This is a genomic window from Micromonospora sp. WMMC273, from assembly GCF_027460285.1.
In the GTDB taxonomy this organism is placed as follows: Bacteria; Actinomycetota; Actinomycetes; order Mycobacteriales; family Micromonosporaceae; genus Micromonospora; species Micromonospora aurantiaca.
This window is the reverse complement of sequence record NZ_JAPZBE010000001.1, coordinates 4614260-4639633: the sequence shown is the minus strand read 5'-3', so window position 1 is coordinate 4639633 and position 25374 is coordinate 4614260. Positions and strand designations below refer to the sequence as shown.

Below are 25374 nucleotides of genomic sequence, written 5' to 3'. Positions count from 1 at the left end.
CTTCATGTCCTCCGCGCGGGGACGACAGGTCGACATGTCTGGATCCCGCGAGGCCGGTGGCGTTAGCCGGCGGGAGCGCCGGGTAGCAGATCCCTCACCGGCAGCGGAGGGGGCGAGATGCGGCAGGCGACCAGCGGACCGACTGTCACCCCGGCGCCCGCGGTGGTGGCGCATCGGTGGCCCACCGCACTGGTCCTGGCCAGCGCCATGTTCCTGGTGCTGTTCGACAGCCTGGCGGTGGCCACCGCGCTGCCGCGCATCGGTGACGAGTTCCGCCTCGGCCCGGCCCGCCTCCAGTGGGTCGTCACGTTGTACTCGCTGAGCATCGGCGGCCTGCTGCTGCTCGGGGGCCGGCTCTGCGACCTGTGGGGGCGCCGCCGCCTGATCGTCGTCAGCCTCGCGCTGGCCACTTTCGGCTCGGCCCTGGCCGGGCTGGCGACCGCGCTGTTCCCGCTGCTGCTCGGCCGGGTGTTGCAGGGCGCCGGGGCGGCCCTCGCCATCCCGGCGACCCTGGCCTCGGCGGCGACGTTCTTCCCCGACGAGCCGTGGCGCAGCCGGGTGTTCGCGGTGGTCGCCGCCGCCGCGAACACGGCCGGCCTGGCCGGGGCGATCGTCGGCGGCCTGATCACTTCGCACCTGGGCTGGCGCTGGGTCTTCCTGGCCACCGTGCCGGTCGGACTGGTGGCGATGGTGGCGGCCCGGCTGCTGCTGCCGGCGAGCCGGCCCGAACCGGGCGGCCGGCAGCGGCTGGACCTCGCCGGCGCGGTCCTCGCCACCGGCATGCTGCTCGCGCTGATCTTCGGTGCCAACCGGATCGCCGAGTCGGGTCCGGACCCGGTCGGGCTCGGCGCTGTCGCCGCCTCCCTGGTACTGCTGTTCCTGCTGGTGCGGGTCGAGCGGCGGGTGGCCGACCCGCTGGTCCGGCCGTCCCTGTTCCGGTCGCGCCCGCTGGTCGCCGGTTGCCTCGCCTTCGCCGCGCACTCGGCGGCGTACGCGGTGGTGGTGGTCGTGGGCAGTCTCTACCTCCAGGAGATCCACGGCCTGTCCCCGGCGGGCGCCGGGCTGGTGCTGGCCCCGGTGCTGCTCGGCGCGCTGGTCAGCGCCGCTCCGGCGGGCGCGCTGATCCGCCGGTTCGGCGCGCGGCGGGTCGTCGCGGTGGCGCTTGCCCTGTGCGCGGTCACGCTCGCGCTGGTGGCGGTCAACGCGGGCGGCCCGCTGATCCTCGTGACGACGATCCTGGTCGCCTGGGGGCTCAGCGCCGGTCCGATCTACGTCGGGCTGACCCGCGTGTGTGTCGGTGACGCACCGCCGGGCGACCAGGGAACGGCCTCGGCCGTGTTCGAGTCGACCACCCACGTGGCCGGGGCCGTCTCCGTGGCGGTCTTCCTCACGTTGCTCGCCGCCGGGGTCGGCTACGGCGTCGTGCAGTTCTTCGGCGCCGTGGCGGGTGGGCTGGGCGTCCTCGCGTTGCTGCTGATCATGCCGGCGGGGAACCCCGGGACCGCGCCGGAGCCCGCGCCGCAGCGGGTGGCGGCCCGGTAGGCGTCGATACCCGAGAACCCCTCCCTACACTGGTCAGGTGACTGCTCCGATCCTGCCCGCGTTGACCATCGGCCCGCACCGGGTGTGGCCGCCGGTGGTGCTCGCGCCGATGGCCGGGATCACCAACGTCGGCTTCCGCCGGCTCTGCCGTGAGCAGGGCGGCGGCATCTACGTCTGCGAAATGATCACCACTCGCGCGCTCGTCGAGCGGAACCCGAAGACGCTGCGCATGATCGCCTTCGGCGCCGAGGAGCAGCCCCGCAGCCTCCAGCTCTACGGCACCGACCCGGAGATCACCGCCGCCGCCGTACGGATCGTGGTCGAGCGCGACCTGGCCGACCACATCGACCTCAACTTCGGCTGCCCGGTGCCCAAGGTGACCCGCAAGGGTGGCGGCTCGGCCCTGCCGTGGCGTCGCCGGCTGTTCGCCCGGCTGGTCAAGGCCGCGGTGGACGCCGCGTCACCCGCCGGGGTGCCGGTCACCGTCAAAATGCGCAAGGGCATTGACGACGACCACCTGACGTACGTCGAGGCGGGGCTGGCCGCGCAGGACGCGGGCGTCGCGGCGGTCGCCCTGCACGGGCGTACGGCCGCGCAGCGCTACTCCGGCACCGCCGACTGGGACGCGATCGCCACGCTCAAGTCGGCGCTCGACGTGCCGGTGCTCGGCAACGGCGACATCTGGGAGGCCGACGACGCGCTGCGGATGGTCGCGCACACCGGCGTCGACGGTGTGGTGATCGGGCGCGGCTGCCTGGGCCGGCCGTGGCTGTTCGCCGACCTGGAGGCCGCGTTCAACGGGAGCGCCGAGCGGCGGCTGCCGAGCCTCGGCGAGGTGGCGGTGACCATGCGGCGGCACGCCGAGCTGCTGGTGGAGCAGTTCGTGGCCGGTGCGCGCAACCCGGCCCGGGGCGAGCGGGACGGTTGCACCGACTTCCGCAAGCACGTCGCCTGGTACCTGAAGGGCTTCCCGATCGGCAGCGAACTGCGCCGCTCGCTCGCCATGATCGAGAGCCTGGCGCAGCTCGACGACCTGCTCGGCAAGCTCGACCCGGCCGTACCGTTCCCGGTGGAGAACCTCGGGCAGCCGCGCGGCCGCACCAACTCCCCGGGCAAGGTCTTCCTGCCCGACGGCTGGCTGGCCAGCCGCGACGACGACACCCCGCCCGACGGCGCCGAGCTGGACGACTCCGGCGGCTGACCCCGGACACGCCGAAGGGCCCGACCCCTGTTCTGGGGTCGGGCCCTTCGGCATTGTCACTCGGTCAGGAGCTGTAGCCGCGGCTGGCGATCCAGTGGGCCAGGGCGTCCACGTCCATGCGGTACGAGGCCTGGTTCGGGTTGGCCGAGTCGGCGATCGTCACGACCTTCCCGCCGTCGCGGTAGCCGACCACGCTGATGTAGTGGCCACCCTCGAACGAGTGGGCGTTGCCGTCGGTGTCGGTCGCGGTGCCGGCGATGTTCGCCACCACGGCCCGGCCGTCGTCGACCGTGCGCACCACGTCGGCGCGCAGCTTCTCCACCTTGTCACCGGCCTTGTCCACCGGGATCTCGGTCGACTTGTAGACGTCCTTACCGGTCTCCTTGTTCAGCACCGGCGTGATGTCGTTGATGGAGTTGGTGCCGTCCTCGGTGGTGCCCATCTCCTCGGCCATCGCGTGCACGTCGATGTTCTTGCCCTGCACGCTCAGTGCGTTGCGGGCCGCGGCCGGGCCGCAGAAGTAGAAGTTGGGCTGCGCCTCGTAGCGTACGTCCAGTTCCCGCTCGCCGTGCTTGCGGTCGGTGGTGACCTGGGCGGCGGCGCGCTCGGCCGGGGTGGCCTGGGCGGCGATGGCGGGGCCGGCGATGCCACCAGCGGTGGCGACGACACCAGCAGCGGTCAGAACGGTCTTACGCAGCAGAGTGGTAGCCATGATCAGTTGCCTCTCTGTCGGGGGTACGCGGCGATGGGGGATGCCGCGAAGAAAGATCAGGTGGCCCGGTATGTGCGTCGGGGGGCCGGTGGCTCGCTCGGGCGGCCAGGGGGATGGCCTGCTCCGGCGGCTCGGGGATGTAACGACCGGGGGCCCGGGGTCATTCCCGGGGGCGCTGCCCGGCGGTGGGGCCGGCTCGACAGGCGGTCGGCCTGCTCGGCGGCCCGGGTGATGTAACGACCGGCGGCCCGGCCCGATTCCCGGCCCGAGGGGGCGGGCGGTCGGTGGGTGCGGCGCGGTCTGCCATGTACAACGCCCCGCACCCACCCCCGATTCCACCCCACCGGTGACCCCCACCACCCGAAATCCGGACACCCAACCCACCGGCCCCGCCGCCGACACCGACCCCGCCCGCCCTCACCGCAGCCACCCGGCCCGTCCCCGCCCGAGGGGAGGGCAGCGAGTCGCCTTGGGCGACGATCATGAAGTTGGCGGCGTCTTGTGTCCGGTTTGTCGCCGTCAACTTCATGATCGACCGGGTTTGGCGTCCGCGGGGTGACGCGGGTGGGTGCCTCCGCGCGGTCAGGGGGTGGGTGGGGAGGGGGCTGGGTGGGCAGTGGGCTGGGTGGGGATCTGGGCTGGGGTGGTGGGCCAGGGGATGTCGGGGGACTGGTGGAAGGTGATGCCGGCGGTGGTCCAGCGCGGGCCCTGGCCGGCGAGCCGGCTGCGGAACCCTGACCAGTCGTGCGTCTCGCGGGGTGACCAGCCGAGTTCGGCGACGGCGGGCAGACGCGGGAAGAGCATGAACTCGACCTCGGCCAGCGTGGTGACCGACTCGGTCCACAGCGGGGCCTCCACCCCCAGCACCGCCTCGGCCGGTACGCCCCGCACGTGACTGGCCGGATCCCACTCGTATGCCCGGCGTACGTCGATCAGACCGGCCCAGTCGTGTCCGATCGGGGTGTCCGGGGCGTACTTCATGTCCAGGTACGCGTGGTTACCGGGGGAGAGGATCAGCCGGGCGCCCCGGCGTACCGCGTCGGCGGTCTCCGGGTCGTCGCCGTTCGTACCCCACCATTGCAGGACGCGCCCGTCGACGTGTTCGGCCGGGGCGAGCTGGTGCCAGCCGACGACGGTCTTGCCGGTGGCGGCGACCAGCCGCTGCGCCCGCGCCACGAACGCGCGGTAGCTGTCGGCCGGCACCTTGAACGCCTCGTCGCCGCCCAGGTGCAGCCACGGCCCGGGCGTCAGTGCGGCCACCTCGCCGACCACGTCCGCGACGAAGGCGTACGTCCGCTCGTCGGCGGGGTCGACGAAGCTGAACCCGACCTCGGTGCCTGTGTAAGGCGGCGGCGCGACCTTGCCGGGCGCCAGTTCGGGGTACGCGACGAGCGCCGCGTTTGTGTGGCCCGGCAGGTCGATCTCGGGCACCACAGTCACGTGGCGGCGGGCGGCGTACGCGACGATGCGGCGGTAGTCGTCACGGGTGTACCAGCCGCCCGGGCCGCCGCCGACCGCTGTCGTGCCGCCGACCTCGGCGAGCCGGGGCCAGGAGTCGACGGCGATCCGCCAGCCCTGGTCGTCGGTGAGGTGCAGGTGCAGGTGGTTGAGCTTGTAGCGGGCCAGGTGGTCGATCACCCGCAGTACGTCCTCGACCGGGAAGAAGTGGCGCGCGACGTCGAGCATGGCGCCCCGGTAGGGGAAGCGCGGCCGGTCGACGATCGTGCCGCCGGGGATCGCCCAGCGCGCGGCGACGGCGGCCGGGTTCTCGATCGGCGCGGGTAGCAGCTGCCGCAGTGTCTGCGCCCCGTGGAACAACCCGGCCGGGCCGGCGGCGGTGATCCGCACGCCGTCGGCGGTCACGTCGAGGCGGTAGCCCTCGTCCCCGAGCCGCACGTCGCCCGGCCCGCCGGAACCGCCGGACTCGCTGGAGCCGCCGAAGCTGCCGGGGCCGCCCGATCCGCCGGCCCCGGTGGAAACCGCCGCGGACAGCGTGAGCGTCAGCGGGCCGCCCTCGGTGGTGTCGGTGACCGGGAGCGGGAAGCCGGTGGCCGGGCGCAGCCAGCCGGCGAGCTGTTCGGCCACGTCCCGCCCGGCGGGGCTGACCCGCAGCACCGCGTCCGCGTCCAGCGTGAAGTCACCCGCCGGGTCGGGGCGCACCTGCTCGGGCGCCGGCACCACGTCGTCGAGCCGGACCGGCGCCGGCCCGGCAAGCGCCCCGGCGGCCCGGCCCGCGGCGGCCCGGGCCAACTCGGCGGAGGACGCCGCCACACCCGGCAGGCCGTCGGCGGGCGCCGCCCCACCGGTCAGGCCGGGGGAGGAGGGCGCCGCCCCACCGGTCAGGCCGGTGGGAGATGCCGGGGCGGGCGCGCCGGGCGAGGACGCCTCCGAAGGCGGCAGGTCGACGGAAGGGCTGGTGGGAGGGGTGTCGGACGGCTCCGGCCCGATCTGCGGGGCGGCGGGGTTTGTCGGCACGGCGACGGCTCCGAGGGGTGTATTCGCGCGGGATATGGCAAAGGTCAGGTTCCGCGAGATGCAGTGACGTCCAGAGTACGAGGGGAATCGGAATTGCGTGATCGTGCTCGTGGAAGCGTTCCCAAAAACCCGTACGGACGCGGATTGTGGTGACCGTTGTGCCGAAAGTCACCGAACGCTCCCAGGTTTCTCGAAGTTCGCCTAGCCTTCGGCCCACCGACGCTGACGAGCCGGGATTGCCGGTGGTCACTACCGGGGTATGTCCGAACTGAACCTTCGTTAAGTGTCAATGGCGCGCGTGGGAGGCTCTGGTGGCAGCGCACGATTCGGTCGAGCAGAAGTACGTCTACGACTTCGCCGAGGGCAACAAGGATCTCAAGGATCTGCTCGGCGGCAAGGGGGCCAACCTGGCCGAGATGACGAATCTCGGCCTGCCGGTTCCGCCCGGCTTCACCATCACCACGGAGGCCTGCAAGGCGTACCTGACGACCGGGCGCGAGCCGGACGGCCTGGCCGCGCAGATCGAGGCGCACCTGGAGTCCCTGGAGCGCGAGATGGGCCGGCGCCTCGGCGACCCGGACGACCCGCTGCTGGTCTCGGTACGCTCCGGCGCCAAGTTCTCCATGCCGGGCATGATGGAGACCGTCCTCAACGTCGGCCTCAACGACCGCAGCGTCGAAGGACTCGCACGACAGGCGGGCGGCAGTGCTGACCGGGCCGCCTCCGGCGGCGCAGACAGGTTCGCCTGGGACTCCTACCGGCGGCTGATCCAGATGTTCGGCAAGACCGTCTGCGAGGTGCCGGGCGAGGAGTTCGAGCACGCGCTCGACGAGATCAAGAGCGCCAAGGGTACGCACAACGACCTCGACCTGGACGCCGACGACCTGCGCGGGCTGGTCGACGCGTACAAGAAGATCTTCGCCAAGCACACCGGCCGCGAGTTCCCGCAGGAGCCGCGCGAGCAGCTCGACCTCGCCATCCGCGCGGTCTTCGACTCGTGGAACGCGGAGCGGGCGATCCTCTACCGCCGGCAGGAGCGCATCCCCGCCGACCTGGGCACCGCGGTCAACGTGGTGGCGATGGTCTTCGGCAACCTCGGTCCGGACTCCGGTACCGGTGTGGCGTTCACCCGCGACCCGGGCAGCGGCGCGCAGGGCATCTACGGCGACTACCTGGCCAACGCCCAGGGCGAGGACGTGGTGGCCGGCATCCGCAACACGGTGCCGTTGCAGGATCTGGAGCAGCTCGACAAGACCTCCTACGACCAGCTGCTCGGCATCATGGCCCGGCTGGAGGAGCACTACAAGGACCTCTGCGACATCGAGTTCACCATCGAGCGCGGCAAGCTCTGGATGCTGCAGACCCGCGTCGGCAAGCGCACCGCCGCCGCCGCGTTCGTCATCGCCGGGCAGCTCGTCGACGAGGGCCTGATCGACCTGGACGAGGCGCTTCACCGGGTCAACGGCGCGCAGCTCGCCCAGCTGATGTTCCCGCGCTTCCAGCTCGACCACGAGTTCGAGGCGGTCGCCAAGGGCATCGGCGCCTCCCCGGGTGCCGCGTCCGGCAAGGTGGTCTTCACCTCGGCGCGGGCGGTCGAGCTGGCCGCCGAAGGGGAGTCGGTGATCCTGGTCCGCCGGGAGACCAACCCGGACGACCTCAACGGCATGATCGCCGCCAAGGGCATCCTGACGTCCCGGGGCGGCAAGACCAGCCACGCCGCCGTGGTGGCCCGCGGCATGGGCAAGACCTGCGTCTCCGGCGCCGACGAGCTGGACGTGAACGTGCCGGCGAAGAAGTTCACAGTGGGCGACCACGTGGTGAACGAGGGCGACGTGGTCTCGATCGACGGCACCACCGGCAAGGTCTACCTCGGCGAGGTGCCGGTCATGCCGTCCGAGGTGGTGCAGTACTTCGAGGGTGAACTCGACCCGGAGAACACCGACGACGCGCTGGTCCGCTCCGTACACCGGATCATGACGCACGCCGACGCCGCGCGGCGGCTGCGGGTCCGCACGAACGCCGACACCGGTGCGGACGCGGCCCGGGCGCGGCGCTTCGGCGCCGAGGGCATCGGCCTGTGCCGCACCGAGCACATGTTCCTCGGCGACCGGCGCGAGCTGGTCGAGCGGCTCATCCTGGCCTCCGGCGAGAAGGAGCGGGAGGACGCGCTCGCGGCGCTGCTGCCGCTGCAGCGCGCCGACTTCATCGAGATCTTCCGCGAGATGGACGGCCTGCCGGTCACCGTGCGGCTGATCGACCCGCCGCTGCACGAGTTCCTGCCTCCGCTGGAGCAGCTCGCGGTGAACGTCGCGGTCGCCCAGGAGCGTGGCGAGGACGTGGCCAAGGAGGAGGCGCTGCTCGCCGCCGTGCGGCGGATGCACGAGGAGAACCCGATGCTGGGCCTGCGCGGCGTCCGGCTCGGCCTGGTCATCCCGGGCCTGTTCGCCATGCAGGTCCGCGCGATCGCGGAGGCCGCCGTGGCGGTCGTCCGCGACGGCGGCAAGGCCTGCCCGGAGATCATGGTGCCGCTGGTCGGGGCGGTGCAGGAGCTGGAGACGGTACGCGCCGAGGCCGAGCGGATCATCGCCGAGGTGGTCGGGGACAGCGGCGTCGAGGTGCTGATCGGCACGATGATCGAGGTGCCCCGGGCGGCGCTGACCGCCGGGCAGATCGCCGAGGCGGCCGAGTTCTTCTCCTTCGGCACCAACGACCTGACCCAGATGGGCTGGGGCTTCTCCCGCGACGACGTGGAGGGCGCGTTCTTCTGGCGGTACCTGGAGCTGGGCATCTTCGGCATCTCACCGTTCGAGTCGATCGACACCGACGGTGTCGGCCGGCTGGTGCGCATCGCCGCTGAGGAGGGCCGGGCGGCCCGTCCGGGGCTGAAGCTCGGCGTCTGCGGCGAGCACGGCGGTGACCCGGACTCGGTGCATTTCTTCCACGAAGTCGGGCTGGACTACGTCTCCTGCTCGCCGTTCCGGGTGCCGGTGGCGCGCCTGGAGGCAGGACGGGCGGCGATCACCACCACCGGCTCCGACTCCCGCTGACGAGGACGCGGGGCCGCCGGTGTTCATCGACGGCCCCGCGTACGCCCGGCGCGCCTTTCCGGCCTCCTCGGCGTAACCTGAGCTTCCGCCGCGTGTCGATCAGGAGGGGTGTCCACATGACCGCCGTCTGGGAGAACCTGGTAGTCGACGCCCGGGACCCGTCCCGGCTCGCCAGTTGGTGGGCGGAGGCCCTCGGCTATCAGGTGATCACCGACAAGCCGGACGAGGTGGAGATCCGCCGGACCCCCGACACGCTGCCCGGCCTCGTCTTCGTCCCGGTCGCCGGGCCGAAGGAGGGGAAGAACCGGCTGCACATCGACCTGCGTCCGGCCGACATGGAGGCCGAGGTGGAGCGCCTCGTCGACATGGGCGCCCGGCACGTCGACATCGGCCAGGGAGACGTGGAGTGGACGGTGCTCGCCGATCCGGAGGGCAACGAGTTCTGCGTACTCCGGCAGAGGTGAACGACGCGGCGCGGCTGGTCGACGAGGCGCCGAAGGACACCGGGTACGGCCGGTCGCCGTTCGAGCGGGACCGCGCCCGCGTGCTGCACTCGGCGGCGTTCCGCCGGCTCGCCGCGAAGACGCAGGTGCACACCGCCGGCACGAACGACTTCCTGCGTACCCGGCTGACCCACTCGCTGGAGGTCGCGCAGATCGCCCGCGAGATGGGCGCCCGGCTGGGCTGCGACCCGGACGTGGTGGACACCGCCGGGCTGGCCCACGACCTGGGTCACCCGCCGTTCGGGCACAACGGCGAGTACGCGCTGGACGAGCTGGCCGCCGCCTGCGGCGGTTTCGAGGGCAACGCGCAGACGCTGCGGGTGCTCACCCGGCTGGAGGCCAAGGTGCTCACCCCGGACGGGCGTTCGGCCGGGCTGAACCTGACCCGGGCCGCGCTGGACGCGGTGAGCAAGTACCCGTGGCCGCGCCGCCCCGGCGAGCGCAAGTTCGGCGTGTACGCCGACGACCACCAGGTCTTCGACTGGCTGCGCGAGGGCGCCCCGCCCGGCGCCCGGCGCTGCCTGGAGGCCCAGGTGATGGACTGGGCCGACGACGTGGCGTACTCGGTGCACGACGTCGAGGACGGCATCCACGGCGGGTACGTCGACCTGCGCCCGCTGCTGGCCGACGCGGACGAGCGGCGGGCGCTCTGCGCCGACGTGGCCGCCACCTACTCGGGTGAGGCGCCGGAGGACCTGGGCGAGGTGCTGGCCGACCTGCTCGCCGATCCGGTGCTCGCCCCGCTGGCCGCGTACGACGGCAGCCACCGCGCGCTCGCCGCGTTGAAGGCCACCACGAGCGTGCTCACCGGCCGGTTCGTCGCCGGCGTGGTGGCCGCCACGCAGCAGCGCCACGGTCCCGGCCCGCACCGCCGCTACGAGGCCGACCTGGTGGTGCCGCGCCGGATCCGGGCGCAGTGTGCGCTGCTCAAGGGCATCGCCCTGCGGTACGTGATGCGCCGCCCCGGCGCCGAGGACCGCTACGGGCGGCAGCGGGACGTGCTGACCGGGCTGGTCGCGGCGCTGTTGGACCGGGCGCCGGACGTGCTCGACCCGGTGTTCGCGCCGCTGTGGCGGGACGCGGCGGACGACGCCGCGCGGCTGCGCGTGGTGATCGACCAGGTCGCTTCGCTCACCGATCCGGCCGCGCTGGCCTGGCACGCCCGCCTGGTGTCGCCGAGCTGACCGGATCGTCCTCGCGGAGCTTAGGCTAGCCTAAGCGGCATGACGGATCGTCCGAAGAAGCTCACCGCCGCCACGGTCGTCCGGACCACGCGGCCCACCCCGCACCTGATCCGCCTCGTGCTGGGCGGTCCGGAGCTGGCCGGGCTGCCGGTGGGCGCGTACACCGACCACTACGTGAAGTTCGTCTTCCCGCCGGCCGGGGTGACCTACCCGTACCCGGTCGACCTGGCGACGATCAAGCGGGAGTTCCCGGCGGAGCAGTGGCCGCGCCTGCGCGCGTACACCGTCCGGGCCTGGGACGCCGCGGCGGGTGAGATGACGGTGGACGTGGTGCACCACGGCGACGAGGGTGTGGCCGGGCCGTGGGCGGCGGCGCTGCGTCCCGGCGACCGGGTGTTGTTCACCGGGCCGGGCGGCGCGTACGCGCCGGACCCGGCCGCCGACTGGCATCTGCTGGCGGGCGACGAGAGCGCGCTGCCGGCCATCGCCGCCGCCCTGGAACGGCTGCCCGCGGGCGTTCCTGCGAAGGTGTACGTCGAGGTCGGCGGCCCGGCCGACGAACTGCCCCTGGCCGGTGCGGACGGGGTCGAGGTGCGCTGGCTGCACCGCGACGGGCGCCCGTACGGCGCGCCGCTGGTCGAGGCGGTCCGGGCGCTGGAGTTCCCGCCCGGCCGGGTACACGCGTTCGTGCACGGTGAGGCCGGGGCGGTGAAGGAGCTGCGGCGGCTGCTGCGCGTCGAGCGCGGCGTGCCCCGGGGTGACCTGTCCATCTCCGGCTACTGGCGGCAGGGCCTGGACGACGAGGGCTGGCGGTCCACCAAGCCGGCCTGGAACGCCGCGGTTGAGGCCGAGGAATCCGCCGCCGTCGTGTCCTGACCCCCCACCCCCACCCCCCCCCGCCCCCGCCCCGCCGCGCCCTCGCCGCCCCGCTCCCGACGCCGATCTTGGAGTTGTGGCACCTCTGACACCGGCGTGAAGCCGGCATTCCGGGCGCCACAACTCCAAGATCGACGGAGGTGTGGAGTGGGGCGTTTCGTCCTACCCGGGCGGCTGCGCTGCCCAGGATGGGGACATGGGGGAAGACGTGGGCAAGCGGGTCGACCGGGTGGTGCTCGGGCTCGGCGTGGCCGGCGTGCTGGCCGTGGTGGCCTGGGGCGTGTTCGCCCGGGGCTCGCTGGCCCGGTTCGGCGAGTCCGGCCTGGCCTGGACCGTGAGCACGTTCGGCTGGTTCTTCGTGGTCGCGGCGGACGCCTTCCTGGTGCTGGCGGTGGTCGTGGCCGCCTCCCGGTTCGGCCGGGTCCGACTCGGGGCCGACGACGACGAGCCGGAGTTCGACACGCTGGCCTGGATCGCCATGATGTTCAGCGCCGGCATGGGCATCGGCCTGGTGTTCTTCGCCGTCGCCGAACCGATCCAGCACTACGCGACGCCGCCGCCCGCGTCCGGCGTCGAGCCGCAGACCGGTGCCGCCGCGGCGACGGCGATGCAGTACACGCTCTTCCACTGGACGCTGCATCCGTGGGGCATCTACGCGATCGCGGCGCTGGCGCTGGCGTACTCGACGTTCCGCAAGGGGCGTGGTAACCGGATCTCGTCCGCGTTCGCGCCGCTGCTCGGGGACCGGACCGAGGGCCCGCTCGGTCGGGCGATCGACCTGCTCGCCGTCTTCGCCACCGTGTTCGGCTCCGCGACCAGCCTCGGTCTGGGCGCGCTCCAGGTGGCGGCCGGCCTGGATCTGGTGGCCGGCGTGCCGGACAGCCGGGCCGTCGAGCTGACGATCATCGGCGCGCTCACACTCGCGTTCGTCGTCTCCGCGTTCTCCGGCCTGCACCGGGGCGTGAAGTGGCTGTCCACCACGAACGTGCTGATCGCGGTCGTGCTGATGCTGTTCGTGTTCGTGGTCGGTCCGACCGTCTACACGCTGGAGGTGCTGCCGGCCTCGGTCGGTGACTACCTGAGCGGCCTGGTGCGCATGTCTACGCGTACCGGGGCGTTCTCCGATCCTGACTGGCTGGGCTCGTGGACGATCTTCTACTGGGCGTGGTGGATCTCCTGGGCGCCGTTCGTGGGCACGTTCATCGCCCGCATCTCGCGCGGCCGCACGGTCCGCCAGTTCCTGATCGGGGTGCTGCTGATACCCAGCGGCGCGAGCACCGTCTGGTTCGCGGTGATGGGCGGGACCGCCCTGCGTACGCAGACCACCGGCACCCGCGATCTGGTGGCGGACGTGGACGCCGGGTCCGAGCAGGGGCTGTTCGGGCTGCTCGACGCGCTGCCGCTGGCCACGCTGACGAGCGTGCTCGCCATGGTGCTGATCGGTCTCTACTTCGTCACCAGCGCGGACTCGGCGTCGCTGGTGCTCGGCTCGCTCAGCTCGCGGGGCGCGTTGCGGCCACATCGCGGGGTGGTGGTGCTCTGGGGCGTGCTGATCGGCGCGGTCGCGGCGGCGTTGCTGCTGGCCGGCGGCCTGGCCGCGCTGCAACAGGCGACCATCCTGGTCGCGTTGCCGTTCGTCGTGGTGATGTTGGGCTTGGCCGTCGCGGTGCTCCGGGAGATGGCCGCCGATCCGATGCTGCGCACCGGGCCCCGGCCCCGCCGCTCCGGCCTGGCCGCCGCGGTGAACGCGGCCCGGTCGTACGAGGAGGAGGAACCGGCCCCCGTCACGCGCTGGTTCCACCGCCCACGCTCCTGAGTGGGGGTACCTCTGTTTGTAGCATGGGTGCTACATTCCGAGGCATGACTGCGGTCGAACTTCCCGGGGCCGTCGCGTCCCCCCGACCGCCCGACGAGGATCTCGTCCTCGACGTGCGGGATCTGCGTATGCGCTACGGCGCCGTCGACGTGCTGCACGGCGTCGACCTGACCGCCCGGCGGGGCGAGGTGGTGGCGCTGCTCGGGCCCAACGGCGCCGGCAAGACCACCACCATCGAGATCCTCGAAGGCTTCCGGCTGCCCTCGGCCGGCACGGTGCGCGTGCTCGGCACCGATCCGGCCCGCGGCGACGAGCGGTGGCGCGCACGACTGGGCGTGGTGCTGCAGTCCTGGCGCGACCACGGCAAGTGGCGGGTACGGGAGCTGCTGGCCCACCTCGGCGACTTCTACGCGCCGTACGCCACCGATCGGATCCCACGCCCGTGGCCGGTGGACGAGCTGCTGGAGACGGTGGGCCTGGCCGCGCACGCCGGCAGCCGGGTGTCCCGGCTCTCCGGTGGTCAGCGCCGCCGGCTCGACGTCGCTGTCGGCATCGTGGGCCGGCCGGAACTGCTGTTCCTGGACGAGCCAACCGTCGGCTTCGACCCGGCCGCCCGGCGCGAGTTCCACGAGCTGGTGCACCGCCTGGCCGACCTGGACGAGACCACCATCGTGCTGACCACGCACGACCTGGCCGAGGCGGAGAAGCTGGCCGACCGCATCCTCATCCTGGCCGGCGGCCGGATCATCGCCGAGGGGTCGCCCGACCAGCTCGCCCGGCGCGTCGCGGGGGACGCCGAGGTGCGCTGGACCCGCGACGGCGAGCGGTACGTGCACGCCACCGCCGACGCCACCGCGTTCCTGCGCGACCTGCTCCGCGAGCACGGCGACCGGATACGAGAGCTGGAGGTGCGCCGGGCCAGCCTGGAGGACGCTTACCTGGCGCTGGTGCACGAGGAGGAGACCGGCATCCGTACCGGCCGGGCCGAGCGGGTGTGGCAGCAGGAGGCGAACCGATGAATCCGACCACCAACGCGCTACGGGCCGGTCTGCGGCGCGGCGCGATCGAACTGCGCGCCACGTTCACAAACGGTCAGGATCTCTGGACCTACTTCTTCCCCACCGTGGTGCTGCTGATCGCCGTGTTCTGGATGCGCGGCTCGACGGTGCCCGGCACCGACTTCTCGCTCGGCGCCCGTACGCTGCCCAGCGCGCTCGGCATGGGCCTGCTCTTCGGCGGCCTGCTCGGGCTGGCCAACCAGCTCGTCATCGACCGGGAGGACGGCACGCTGCTGCGCGCCAAGGCGATCCCGGACGGCATGCTCGGCTACCTGGTCGGCAAGATCGTGCTGGTCTCGGCGGTCGCGCTGATCGGCGTGGTCATCCAGCTCACGCCCGGGCTGTTCTTCCTCGACGGGCTGCGGCTCGGCGACCCCGGCGCCTGGCTCACGCTGGCCTGGGTGGTGCCGCTCGGACTGGTGGCGACGCTGCCGCTGGGCGCGGTGATCGGCTCGCTGGTGGAGAACCCCCGCAACATGGGCCTGGTGGTGATGCCGATCTTCGGTCTCATCGCGCTGTCCGGCATCTTCTACCCGATCAACGGCCTGCCCGGCTGGCTCCAGGGCGTCGCCCAGGTCTTCCCGCTCTACTGGCTAGGCTTGGGCATGCGCTCGGCGCTGCTCCCCGGCGACCTCGCTGCTGTCGAACTCGGCGGCTCCTGGCGGCACCTGGAGACGGTCGGCGTGCTCGGCGCCTGGGCGGTGCTCGGGCTCGTGCTGGCCCCGGTGGTGCTGCGCCGGATGGCCCGCCGGGAGTCCGGCTCGCGGGTCGCGGCCCGGCGGGAGCGGGCCATGCAGCGGGTCGGATGAGAGGGCGTCGATGAGCGAGACCGTGCACAACCGTATCGCGGTGCTGCGCGCCGAACGGGGCATCTCCCGCCGGCAACTGGCCGACGCGCTCGGTGTGCACTACCAGACCGTCGGTTACCTGGAACGCGGCGAGTTCCGGCCCAGCCTGCACCTGGCGCTGCGCATCGCCGCGTACTTCGAGGTGCCGGTCGAGGTGGTCTTCTCGATCGAGCCGTTCCCGCGTATCGGCGACCCCGCGGCGGCCCGCTCGGCCTGAGCCGGCGGGGACGGGCGTGGCCGGCCACACGCCCGTCCCCCCGGCCGCCGGAACGTCGGTCCGGCAGGGCAGGATGTACGCCGAGGGGGTGGCGGTCATGGCGGGGCGGATCCGGGACGAGGACATCGCGCTGGTCCGCGAGCGCACCGCCATCGCGGACGTCATCTCCGAGGTGGTGACGCTCAAGTCGGCCGGCGGCGGCAACCTCAAGGGGCTCTGCCCGTTCCACGACGAGAAGAGCCCGTCGTTCAACGTCTCGCCCGCCCGCAACGTGTTCTACTGCTTCGGCTGCGGGGTCGGCGGCGACGCGATCAAGTTCCTGATGGACGCCGAGCACCTCAGTTTCGTCGAGTCGGTCGAGCGGCTGGCCGCCCGCGCCGGCATCCAGTTGCGTTACGTCGAGGACGACAGGTCGGCGCCGCGTCCCCGGCCGCAGCAGGGGCAGCGGCAGCGCCTGGTGGCCGCGCACGCCGCCGCCGTCGAGTTCTACCGGGCCCAGCTCACCACCGCCGGCGCCCGCCCGGCCCGCGAGTTCCTCGCCGGGCGCGGCTTCGACCGGGCCGCCGCCGAGCGGTACGGCTGCGGCTTCGCCCCCGACGGGTGGGACCTGCTCACCAAGCACCTGCGTCAGCAGGGCTTCACCCACGACGAGCTGGTCACCGCCGGGCTGTCCCGCCCGGCCCGTTCCGGCTCGCTGATCGACAGGTTCCGCCGCCGCCTGATGTGGCCGATCCGGGACATCACCGGCGACGTGATCGGCTTCGGCGCCCGCAAGCTGTTCGACGACGACGACGGCCCGAAATACCTGAACACCCCCGAGACGCCGATCTACAAGAAGTCGCACGTGCTCTACGGCATCGACCAGGCCAAGCGGGAGATCGCCAAGCAGGGCAAGGTGGTGGTGGTCGAGGGCTACACCGACGTGATGGCCTGTCACCTGGCCGACGTGCCGACGGCGGTGGCGACCTGTGGCACCGCGTTCGGCGGCGACCACATCTCGGTGCTGCGCCGGGTGCTGTTCGACAGCGACGAGCGGGCCGGGGAGATCATCTTCACCTTCGACGGCGACGCCGCCGGGCAGAAGGCCGCGCTGCGCGCCTTCGAGGACGACCAGCGCTTCGTCGGGCGTACCTTCATCGCGGTCAGCCCCGACAACATGGACCCGTGCGATCTGCGCCTGGCAAAGGGCGACCTGGCCGTACGCGACCTGGTGGCCCGCCGGGAGCCGCTCGTCGACTTCGCGCTCCGGCACGTGATCAACCGGTTCGACCTGGACACCGTCGACGGCCGGGTCGAGGCCATGCGCCGCGCCGCGCCGCTCGTGGCGAAGATCAAGGACCGGGAGAAGCGCCCGGAGTACGTCCGCAAACTCGCCGGCGACCTCGGCATGGAGATCGAGCCGGTGCAGCGCGCGGTGCTGGCCGCCGCGCACGGGCCGCAGGCCGGTGGCGCGCCCGCAGCACCCGCCCGCTCCGGCCCGGCCGCGCCGAGTGTGGACAGCCCGCGTTCCATGGTGGAGCGGGAGGCGCTGAAGCTTGCGTTGCAGGAGCCGGTCCTGGCCGGCCCGATGTTCGACGCGGTCGAGGCGACCGACTACCAGCATCCGGTGCACCTCGCGGTACGCGCCGCCGTCGCAGCGGCCGGCGGGGCGTCCGGCGCCACCGGCGGCGCGGTCTGGATCGAGCGGGTCCGCGACGCGTGCGACGACCTGGCCGGGCAGGCGTTGATCGGTGAGCTGGCGGTGGAGCCGCTGCGCATCGACGGCGAGCCCGACCCGCGGTACGTCTCGATCACCATGGCCCGGCTCCAGTGGAGTTCGGTCACCGGCCGCATCCGTGACCTGAAGTCGAAGATCCAGCGAGTCAACCCGGTGAGCAACAAGGACGAGTACTTCGCCCTGTTCGGGGAACTGCTCTCGCTGGAACAGCACGCACGGGCACTGCGCGAGCAGGCCGCCGGAGGTTTGTGATGGGTCTGTTCAACCGCCGGCCGAAACTGCCCTCGGCCGACCGGCCGCCGCTGGCCGCCGACGAGCGGGTCCTCGCCTGGGCCGCCGCCGGCACCGGCGAGGGCGGCAACGACGGCGTGCTGGTCGCCAGCAACCGCGGGCTCTGGCTGCCCGGCCGGGTGGACCGCCTCGGCTGGCACGACATCCTCAAGGCGGTCTGGTCCGGCCGGGAGCTGACGGTCACCCCGGCCGAGCCGGTCGCCGAGCGCGACGGCTACCTGGTGGTCGCGGACGGCCTCCCCGAGACTTACCTACTAGTCGACCCGGGTGACCTGCCGCACCAGGTCCGGGCCCGGGTCACCGGCTCGGTGGCGTACACCTCGCACCACGAGGTGCCCGGCGGCTCCGGGCGGATCGCGGCCCGGCGGGTGTCCGGGGTCGACGGTCTGACCTGGACGGTCCGCTACGACCCGGGGACGCCGGCCGACGACGAGGCGGTGACCGCCGAGACCGCCCGGCTGGTCGCGGCGGCGCGGGCCGCCACCGCCCCCGCCGACGCCTGAGGCCTACACCTTGAGGACGTCGACGTCGTAGAGCGGGATGGAGGCGTCGCGGGTGGCCAGGGTCAGGTTCTCCGTGATCGCCTGCGCCACCAGCATCCGGTCGAAGGGATCCCGGTGATGCGGCGGCAGGCGGCCCGCGGTGATGGCGTGGTCGTGGGTCACCGGGAGTTCACGGAAACCCATGTCCCGCACCCGTTCCGCGAGGTCGGGAGGACCGGAGAGCTTTCCCGCCTGCTGCTTGATGGTGATCTCCCAGAGGCTGACCGGGGAGAGGAAGACATCGGGGTCGTGGCGTAGCCGGTCGAGGAACTCGACGCCGAGAGTGGCGTCGCCGGTGATGGCCCAGAGCGCGACGTGGGTGTCCAGCAGCAGGGTCATGCGCCGATTCCGAAGTCGGCGGCGATCTCGGCGTTGGTCTGTGGCGAGTCCCAGTCACCGGAGAGGTCCACCTGCCCGGCGAGGGAGCCGACCGCCGTGCGGTCGGTTCGGCGCACGAGCGGCACGACCTTCGCCACGGGGGTGCCCGCCCGGTCGATGATGATCTCTTCGCCGCGTTCCACCCGCTCGATGATGCGCGACAGGTGGGTCTTGGCGTCATGCATGTTGTAGTGCGCAGCCTCAGCAGACACAGCGCGACCTCCTCAGTTAGCTAAGTACTTAGTTTAGGCACGTGGGCGGGCGCCGTCGAGGAAGAGCGCGACGACCCGGGCGGGTCCGGTCTCGTCGGTGAGGTCGGCCGCGCGGGCCAGGTGCAGGAACGCGTTCATCAGGAACTCCGGGTCGCCGGTGACGGCGCCCTCGGCCTTCGCGTCGGCGAAGAACCGGGTCACCGGCTCCAGCATCAGCGCGACGTAGAGGCCCGACACGTGCTCGCTGGTCCCGGCGGAGACGAGCGGCAGCGTGTCGTAGATGCGCTGCTCGAACGTGATCGCGTCGCCGTGCTGCCCGGCGGCGACGGCGGCGAGCGCGTGCAGCCGGTGCGTCACGTCGCCGGGCTCGGCAAGCGCCGCCGCGATCCGGCCGCCGACGTCCCGGATGTACCGTTCCGCCACCGCGATGTACAGGTCCTCCTTGCCGCCGGGGAAGTGGTGGTAGATGGACGGCTTCTGGATGCCGACGCTGCGGCCCACGCCGACCAGGGAGATGCCCTGGTAGCCGGTCGCGGCGAGCTGCTCGGCGAAGGCGTCCATGATCTGGGTGCGGGTGTCGGTGGGACTCATCGGTTCTTCCTCGCGTGGTGGAGGGCGAGCGCGCAGGCGGCGGTTCCGGCGACGGCGAGGACGGCGACCGCCGTGACGCCGGCCGGAGCCGCGGTGAGCGACGCGTCGCCGCCGAGTTGGCGGGCGGTGTCGACGATATAGGTGAGCGGGTTGACGGTGGCGATCATCCGCATCCAGCCGGCGAGCCGGTCGACCGGCGCGAACACGCCGGTGAAGAACGACAGGCCGAACACGGCGAGCGTGACCAGGTTCGTGGCCGACGCCGAGGCCGACCGGATCGCGAGCGCCATGCTCAGCAGCGCGACACCGAGGCCCAGGGCCAGCATCAGCAGCAGCATGGCGGCGACTCCGGACCAGCTCGCCGGCCGGTAGCCGATCAGCGCGGCCCCGGCGATCGTCACCGCCATCTGGAGGACGACGGCGACCAGCGCGGCCACGAGCGGCCCGACGAGGAACGGTGTGGTGGTGCCGTGGGCGAGCCGGAGGCGGTCGAGGTAGCCGCTGGTGATGTCGCCCAGCACCAGCGTGCCGGCGGCGCCCGCGCCGGTGGCGACGCCGGTGAGCAGGATCAGCGGCAGCAGGAACGCGATGAAGCTCGTGCCGTCCAGGTAGGTGCTGCCCACGGCGTCGAGTTGCCCGGCGTAGACGAGCAGGAAGAACAGGGACTGGGCGACGGGGGCGACGAGCAGCGCGGGCGTACGGAGCACGGCACGCGTGGAGCGTCTGATCGCCGCGAGGACGACCGGGGCAGGAGAGCGGCGGGGCGGGGCGACTGCCAGCGGGAGCACGGGTTCGGGCCTTTCGGGGTGCGGTGGGGTCTCGCCTCAGCGGGCGGCGAGGGCGACGAAGACGTCGTCGAGGGAGGGCTCGGCGAGATGCAGCCGGGTGATGTCGGCGGCGGCGTCTCCGGCCTCGGTCAGGGCCTTCGCCAGGGCACGCGGGTCGTCGGGCACGCTGAGGCGTACCCGGTCCGGGCGGTCGGGGTCGGCGCGGAACCCGGCCTCCGACGCGGCGGCGAACGCGGCAGCGGCGGCGGCGCCGGACAGGTCGAGCGTGAGCGTGCGGGCGCCGACGCGCTGCTTCAGCGACGCCGGCGGGCCCTGGGCGACCACCCGGCCGTCCCGGAGCACGGCGATGTCGGTGGCGAGCACGTCCGCCTCGTGCAGGTCCTGGGTCGAGATGAGCAGCGAGGTGCCGGCCTGGTTGAGACGGGTCAGCTCGGTCCAGAAGTCGATGCGCGCGAGCGGGTCCAGGCCGGTGGTCGGCTCGTCCAGGATCACCACGGCGGGCTCGGCGACGAGCGCCACGGCCAGGTCCAGCTTGCGGCGGGTGCCGCCGGAGAGCTTGGCGACCCGGGTCGAGCGGTGCTCGCCCAGGCCGAACAGGTCGACCAGTTCGCGCGTACGGCGGGCCCGCTCGCGGCGGCCGAGCCCGAGCGCGACGCCCTGGAAGTCGAGCACCTCGGTGGGGGTGGCGAGCGGGTCCAGGGCGTTCGACTGCGGCGCGAGGCCGATCAGGCGTCGGGCGTCCCGCGCCTGCGTGACGGTGTCGAAGCCGCCGACGCGTACCGAGCCGGACGTCGGGGTGCGCAGCGTCGCGATGATCTCCAGCAGCGTGGACTTGCCGGCGCCGTTGTGGCCGAGCACGACGAACCGGCTGCCCGGCGCGACGGTCAGGTCGAGCGCGCGCAGGGCGTGGCGCGTCCCGTAGGTCTTGGTCAGGGCGGTGGCGAGCACGAGCGGAGTCATGCCACCACCCTACCGACCGGTCGGTAGGGGAGCCAAATCCGGTTGTCGCCCTGCCCACCCACCGTTAGCGTCGCGGCATGTTCGCCACCGACCGGGTCCGCCTGCGTCCCCCCACCCCCGACGACGCGCCGGACCTGTTCCGGCTGCACGCCGATCCGGAGCTGCACCTGGTCACCGACGACGAACCGTTCCTGCCGCACCACGTCGGCCAGGTCCGGGCCCGGCTGGAGAAGCGCGCCGCCGAGCAGCCGGAAGCCGGCGCCCCGGTGTCGCTGCTGGCCGAGACCGTCGCCGACGGCACGTTTCTCGGCACCGGCGTGCTCTGGGGCATCAACGCCTTCAACGGGTACGCCCACCTCGGCATCACCCTGCTCCCCGAGGCGCGCGGCCAGGGCTACGGCACCGAGGTGATCCGGCTGCTCTGCCGGTACGGCTTCCGCAACCGCAACCTGCGCCGGCTGGAGATCGAGACGCTCGCCGCCAACACGGCCATGCGACGCACCGCCGAGCGGTGCGGCTTCGTCCACGAGGGCACCCAACGGGACCGCGAGTACGACGGCGACGGCTTCACCGACCTGGCGATCTACGGCCTGCTACGACGCGACTGGACGCCGTGAGCAGACGCGGTCCCGCCCCGGCGCGGTCGAGGCGGCGCGGTCCCGCACTCAGCCGGTGCGGTAGAACCGTTGCGCGCCCGGGTGCAACGGGATCGGCCGGGTCGACGCGGCGCTGGACCGGTTGAAGTTCGCCGCCTCCGGGTGCACCTGGATCAACTCGCCCTGCCAGGTGAACAGCACCCGGGTAAGGTCGTACGCCAGTTGGTCCGGCATGTCCGCCCCCACCAGGATCACGTTCGCCACCGTGATGGTCGGCGTCGGCTCGGGTGTCCCGTACACCTCCTTCGGCAGCGTCGCCGTGGTGTAGACGGCGCCGAAGCGGGCGCTCAACGGCTCGATCAGCTCGTCGATCGGCAGCAGCCGGAACGTGCCCGGTGCGGACGAGAGCAGATCCTTGACACCGGGGGTGGGCAGACCGCCGGAGAAGAACATGGCGTCCAGGCCCTTGGCCCGCATCCGCTTGACCGTCTCCGGCAGCGACAGGTTGAACCGCTGGATGTCCCGGTTCGGGTCGATGCCACCGGCGGTGAGCAGGCGCCCCGCGATGATGTCGGTGCCGGACTTCGGTGAACCGGTGGAGATGCGCTTGCCGCGCAGGTCGGCGAAGCTGCGGATCTTGCCGTCGGCACGGACGATCACGTGCGTGTAGTTGCTGTAGACCCGGGCCAGCGCGCGTACCGGCTGCGGCTGCTTGTCGAACGCCCCGCGCCCGTCGACCGCGTCCGCCGCCGTGTCGGCCAGGCTGAACGCGATCTCCATGTCGCCGCTCGCCACCCGGGTGATGTTCTCCACCGACGCGCCGGTCGGCTCGGCCCGCGCCTCGTACCCGGGCAGGTGGCGGGTGATCAGGTCGGCGTACCCGCCGCCGAGCTGGTAGTAGACGCCTGTGGTGTTGCCGGTGGCCAGGAAGATCCGCCCGCCGTGCCACGCCTCCGGCGCGGAGTCCTCGGCCGCGCACCCGGCCACCAGCACCGCCGACATCAGCGCGGCGGTCAGCCGCAGCGCGCGGCCGGTCACCGGCGGACCGCCGGTTCCAGCGCCTCCGCCACCCGCTGCACCAGCGTCGCCGTCTCGTAGCCGATCTGGCCCAGGTCGCAGCCGGGAGCGGCCAGCACGCCGAGCAGTGCCCGCTCACCCACCGCCATCACCAGCATCACCCCGCCGTCCATGTCCACGATCTGCTGGCGTACCCGGCCCGCGGACATCAGCCGGGCCGCGCCCACGGTCAGGCTCGCCAGCCCGCTGATCACTGCGGCGAGCTGGTCGACCTGGTCGGGGGAGAGGTCCGGCGAGGACGCCAGCCGCAACCCGTCCTCGGAGACCGCGAGCGCGTGCGAGACGTCCGGCACCTGCTCGGCGAAGTTCGCCAGCAGCCAGTCCAGTCCGGTGGTGGACGGTGAGGTCATGGTCTTCTCCCGTTGGGTGTGGTGTTCGGGGCACGGCGGGTCGCGCTGGCCACCCCCTCGGCGAGGGCGGACAGCCGGGCACGTACCACTTCGGGGTCGAGCAGGTCGGTGGCCGGCGGCGGCGCGGTGGTGTCCGGCATCGGCTCGGGCAGGTGGCCGCCCACCTGCCGCCGGGGCAGCCCGGCGGCGGTGGTCGGGACGGGCGTCGGCGGCACACTCACCGGCCGGATCCGCGCCGTGCTCGGCGCCAGCAACGCGCCACCCGGCGTGCGGACCGCGGCGACGCCACGCACCGGCCCGACGGCCGTGGCGCTGGTGACGAGACTGCGACCGGCGGCCGGCCCGGACTTGAACCAGGCCGCGGCGCGCGGCCGCCGCTCGGCGGCAGGCCGGGACGCCACCGACTCGACCCGGGTCAGCACCGATTCCGGTACGTCGACCTGGGCCACAGTGCCGGTACCGGGGTTGTGCAACTGCACCCGGATCCCGTGCCGGGCGGCCAGATGGGCCACCACGTGCAGGCCCATGCTGCCCGCCGCCGCGCTGGACAGCGTGGCCGGCGCGGCCAGCCGCTCGTTGATCTCGGTCAGCCGGCTCTCGCTGATGCCGATGCCCTGGTCGCGGACGCGCAGCACCAGCCCGTCGACTGTGCGCCGGCCGTCGACGAGCACCCGGGCCTCGGGTGGCGAGTAGACGGTGGCGTTCTCCAGCAGCTCAGCCAGCAGGTGCACCAGGTTGCCGGCCGCCGTGCCGTGCACCGCCGCGGTCGGCACGTCGATCTCCACCCGCGGGTAGTCCTCGATCTCGGACGCCGCCGCCCGCACCACATCGTCCAGCAGCAACGCGCCCTCGTGCCCCCGGCCGGGCTCACCGCCGGCGAGCACCAGCAGGTTCTCGCCGTTGCGGCGCAACCGGGCGGCGAGGTGGTCCAGCGCGAACAGCCGGGCCAGCGCGTCCGGGTCGGTCTCCTCGCGCTCGAAGTCGTCGAGCAGCCGCAGCTGCCGGGTGATGAGCGTCCGGATGCGCCGGGCCAGCGCTTCCGCCATCCGGGTCACGTCCAGCCGCAACTCGGCCTGCTGACCGGCCAGCCGCAACGCGGCCCGGTTCACCGTGTCGAACGCCTCGGCGACCTGCGCCACCTCGTCCCGGCCCCGCCTGATCCCGTCGGTCATCCGGGTCGCCGGGCCCTCCGCCGGGGTCCGCTCGCCCGCCGCGATCGCGGTGATCCGTTCCGGCAGTTCCCGGTTCGCCATGGTCAGCGCGGCCACCCGCAGCCGGCGCAACCGGCGGCTCGTACGGACCGCCAGCAGCACGGCGGTGAGGAGCGAGCCGAGCGCGACCGTGCTCGTCGCGCCGGCGGTCAGCACCGCACGCAACCGGGCCGCCCCGGCCAGGTCCGCCGCGTCCCGGTCCAGCCCGTCGGTCAGGTCCCGGCCGAGCAGGTTGTACCGGCGGATCGCGCCGCTCTGCGCCACGTACCAGGCGTCGCCGTCGATCTTCACCGTGCCCGGCGCGCCGTCGGAGTCGAGAACGGCGTCCCGCATCCGGCGGGCCGTGGTCACGTCGACGCCGTCGACCAGGCGGTACCAGGCCCGGTTCGCCGGAGTGGATGCGATCCGCAGGAACTCGGCCTGCCGCTGCTCCCGGGCACCCCGCAGCCGGCCCAGCCGGGCCAGCTCGCCACTCTGCAGCCCACCGCGGACGAACACCGCCCGCAGCAGGTCACGCTCCAGTGAGGACAGGTGCTCCTGGGCGGCCACCGCTGCGACCTCACGGGCCTGGTTGGCCAGGTCGGCGTCGCGGAGCTGGCTCGGCAGCGCGTCCGCGACCGCGAGCAGCGACTCCACGAGCGACACGTACGCCGGGTCGGCGTCCTCGCCGGCCACCGCCTGTTCCCGGGTGGGCGCGAGCTGATCCAGGCGTCCGCGTGCGTCGTCCAGCACCCCGGCCAGATCCGGGGCGGCCCGGCGCGCGTCTCCCTGTGCCGAGCGGTAGCGCTCCACGGCCGTGTCCACCCGGCGACGCTGCGCGTCCACGAGCGGGCGGCCGGACGTGCCGCCGCGCTGGCGCAACGCGGCCGTCTCGCCCAGCTCGCGTTCCAGCTCGTGCACCAGCCGTACGGTCGCGGTGGCGGTGCCGGCCAGCACGCGGGCCCGGTCGGCGTCGGCGGACGCGTCGAGCGCGGCGCCGGTCTGCGCCGCCCCCAGCACGACCAGGCCGGCGGTGGCCACCAGGATCGGGGCCAGCAGTTGGACGCGGACCGAGCGGAGGCGTCCGGTGCGGTCCGCGGAGCGGTGATGCCGGCGTACGCGAGCCGGGTGGGGCAGCGGCACGGGGGTCTCCGGGTCGGGTCGGGCGGGCCGGGCCCGGACACGAGTCCGGGCCCGGCCCGT

Annotated in this window: 23 protein-coding genes; 13 read left to right on the top strand and 10 right to left on the bottom strand. The window is 73.1% G+C overall.

All coding sequences use genetic code 11. The features are described 5' to 3' along the window. Positions 1-117: 117 nt before the first annotated feature. Together O7611_RS21360 and dusB are read left to right on the top strand one after the other, a co-directional pair. Complete coding sequence (locus tag O7611_RS21360) at positions 118-1542, top strand: MFS transporter (RefSeq protein ID WP_269697474.1); 1425 nt, start codon at positions 118-120, stop codon at positions 1540-1542. Positions 1543-1579: 37 nt separating this feature from the next. After that, positions 1580-2743 (top strand): tRNA dihydrouridine synthase DusB, encoded by a 1164-nt coding sequence (dusB, locus tag O7611_RS21355; RefSeq protein WP_194802325.1) that lies wholly within the window; start codon positions 1580-1582, stop codon positions 2741-2743. Between the two features lie 64 nt (positions 2744-2807). On the opposite strand, the gene O7611_RS21350 is transcribed toward dusB, so the two are convergent. Together O7611_RS21350 and O7611_RS21345 are read right to left on the bottom strand one after the other, a co-directional pair. Further along, a complete protein-coding gene (locus O7611_RS21350; protein WP_194801693.1) occupies positions 2808-3455 on the bottom strand; it encodes a C39 family peptidase in 648 nt (215 codons plus the stop codon). Between the two features lie 582 nt (positions 3456-4037). After that, complete coding sequence (locus O7611_RS21345; RefSeq protein WP_442929392.1) at positions 4038-5855, bottom strand: beta-N-acetylhexosaminidase; 1818 nt, start codon at positions 5853-5855, stop codon at positions 4038-4040. Between the two features lie 386 nt (positions 5856-6241). Here O7611_RS21345 and ppdK point away from each other — a divergent pair, with 386 nt between their 5' ends. The 10 genes from ppdK (at position 6242) to O7611_RS21295 (ending at position 17990) form a co-directional block, all read left to right on the top strand. Continuing rightward, entirely contained in the window at positions 6242-8977 is a 2736-nt protein-coding gene (gene ppdK / locus O7611_RS21340) for a pyruvate, phosphate dikinase (RefSeq protein WP_269697473.1), read from the top strand. A 116-nt stretch (positions 8978-9093) separates the two neighbouring features. Beyond that, entirely contained in the window at positions 9094-9441 is a 348-nt protein-coding gene (locus tag O7611_RS21335) for a VOC family protein (RefSeq protein WP_269697472.1), read from the top strand. After that, a complete protein-coding gene (locus O7611_RS21330) occupies positions 9438-10664 on the top strand; it encodes a deoxyguanosinetriphosphate triphosphohydrolase (protein WP_269697471.1) in 1227 nt (408 codons plus the stop codon). The genes O7611_RS21335 and O7611_RS21330 overlap by 4 nt, the downstream gene beginning before the upstream one ends. Before the next feature lie 39 nt (positions 10665-10703). Further along, positions 10704-11540 (top strand): siderophore-interacting protein, encoded by an 837-nt coding sequence (locus O7611_RS21325; RefSeq protein WP_194802320.1) that lies wholly within the window; start codon positions 10704-10706, stop codon positions 11538-11540. A 196-nt stretch (positions 11541-11736) separates the two neighbouring features. After that, positions 11737-13356, top strand: a complete 1620-nt coding sequence (locus O7611_RS21320) for a BCCT family transporter (RefSeq protein ID WP_194802319.1) — start codon at positions 11737-11739, stop codon at positions 13354-13356. A 44-nt stretch (positions 13357-13400) separates the two neighbouring features. After that, the gene (locus O7611_RS21315; protein ID WP_194802318.1) at positions 13401-14375 is read left to right on the top strand and encodes an ABC transporter ATP-binding protein; all 975 of its coding nucleotides are present in this window, start codon (positions 13401-13403) and stop codon (positions 14373-14375) included. After that, positions 14372-15223, top strand: coding sequence for an ABC transporter permease (locus O7611_RS21310; RefSeq protein WP_018787372.1), 852 nt, complete (start codon positions 14372-14374; stop codon positions 15221-15223). The genes O7611_RS21315 and O7611_RS21310 overlap by 4 nt, the downstream gene beginning before the upstream one ends. A 10-nt stretch (positions 15224-15233) precedes the next feature. Further along, a complete protein-coding gene (locus tag O7611_RS21305; protein WP_013287928.1) occupies positions 15234-15479 on the top strand; it encodes a helix-turn-helix transcriptional regulator in 246 nt (81 codons plus the stop codon). A gap of 73 nt (positions 15480-15552) precedes the next feature. After that, complete coding sequence (gene dnaG, locus O7611_RS21300) at positions 15553-17448, top strand: DNA primase (protein WP_194802317.1); 1896 nt, start codon at positions 15553-15555, stop codon at positions 17446-17448. Continuing rightward, positions 17448-17990, top strand: a complete 543-nt coding sequence (locus tag O7611_RS21295) for a hypothetical protein (RefSeq protein ID WP_194802316.1) — start codon at positions 17448-17450, stop codon at positions 17988-17990. The genes dnaG and O7611_RS21295 overlap by 1 nt, the downstream gene beginning before the upstream one ends. Positions 17991-17993: 3 nt before the next feature. Here O7611_RS21295 and O7611_RS21290 read toward each other — a convergent pair whose 3' ends face one another. The 5 genes from O7611_RS21290 to O7611_RS21270 are packed head-to-tail and all read right to left on the bottom strand — an operon-like array spanning position 17994 to position 20958. Further along, positions 17994-18368, bottom strand: a complete 375-nt coding sequence (locus O7611_RS21290; RefSeq protein ID WP_194802315.1) for a type II toxin-antitoxin system VapC family toxin — start codon at positions 18366-18368, stop codon at positions 17994-17996. Further along, complete coding sequence (locus O7611_RS21285) at positions 18365-18619, bottom strand: type II toxin-antitoxin system Phd/YefM family antitoxin (RefSeq protein WP_194802314.1); 255 nt, start codon at positions 18617-18619, stop codon at positions 18365-18367. Before O7611_RS21285 ends, O7611_RS21290 begins: the two co-directional genes overlap by 4 nt. 33 nt (positions 18620-18652) lie before the next feature. Continuing rightward, the gene (locus tag O7611_RS21280; protein ID WP_194802313.1) at positions 18653-19210 is read right to left on the bottom strand and encodes a TetR/AcrR family transcriptional regulator; all 558 of its coding nucleotides are present in this window, start codon (positions 19208-19210) and stop codon (positions 18653-18655) included. After that, positions 19207-19998, bottom strand: coding sequence for an ABC transporter permease (locus O7611_RS21275; protein ID WP_194802312.1), 792 nt, complete (start codon positions 19996-19998; stop codon positions 19207-19209). Before O7611_RS21275 ends, O7611_RS21280 begins: the two co-directional genes overlap by 4 nt. A 36-nt stretch (positions 19999-20034) precedes the next feature. Next, positions 20035-20958, bottom strand: a complete 924-nt coding sequence (locus O7611_RS21270; protein WP_269697470.1) for an ABC transporter ATP-binding protein — start codon at positions 20956-20958, stop codon at positions 20035-20037. 77 nt (positions 20959-21035) lie between these two features. Between O7611_RS21270 and O7611_RS21265 the strand changes: the two genes are divergently transcribed. Continuing rightward, positions 21036-21575, top strand: a complete 540-nt coding sequence (locus O7611_RS21265) for a GNAT family N-acetyltransferase (protein WP_194802310.1) — start codon at positions 21036-21038, stop codon at positions 21573-21575. 48 nt (positions 21576-21623) lie between these two features. Here O7611_RS21265 and O7611_RS21260 read toward each other — a convergent pair whose 3' ends face one another. Genes O7611_RS21260 through O7611_RS21250 form a run of 3 tightly spaced genes read right to left on the bottom strand, consistent with a single transcriptional unit; the run spans position 21624 to position 25314 of the window. After that, positions 21624-22592 carry a TAXI family TRAP transporter solute-binding subunit gene (locus tag O7611_RS21260; protein WP_194802309.1) on the bottom strand — a complete coding sequence of 323 codons (969 nt, stop codon included), beginning with the start codon at positions 22590-22592 and terminating at the stop codon, positions 21624-21626. After that, complete coding sequence (locus O7611_RS21255; protein ID WP_194802308.1) at positions 22589-22981, bottom strand: roadblock/LC7 domain-containing protein; 393 nt, start codon at positions 22979-22981, stop codon at positions 22589-22591. The genes O7611_RS21260 and O7611_RS21255 overlap by 4 nt, the downstream gene beginning before the upstream one ends. After that, positions 22978-25314, bottom strand: a complete 2337-nt coding sequence (locus O7611_RS21250) for a sensor histidine kinase (RefSeq protein WP_194802307.1) — start codon at positions 25312-25314, stop codon at positions 22978-22980. Before O7611_RS21250 ends, O7611_RS21255 begins: the two co-directional genes overlap by 4 nt. Between the last annotated feature and the right edge of the window lie 60 nt (positions 25315-25374).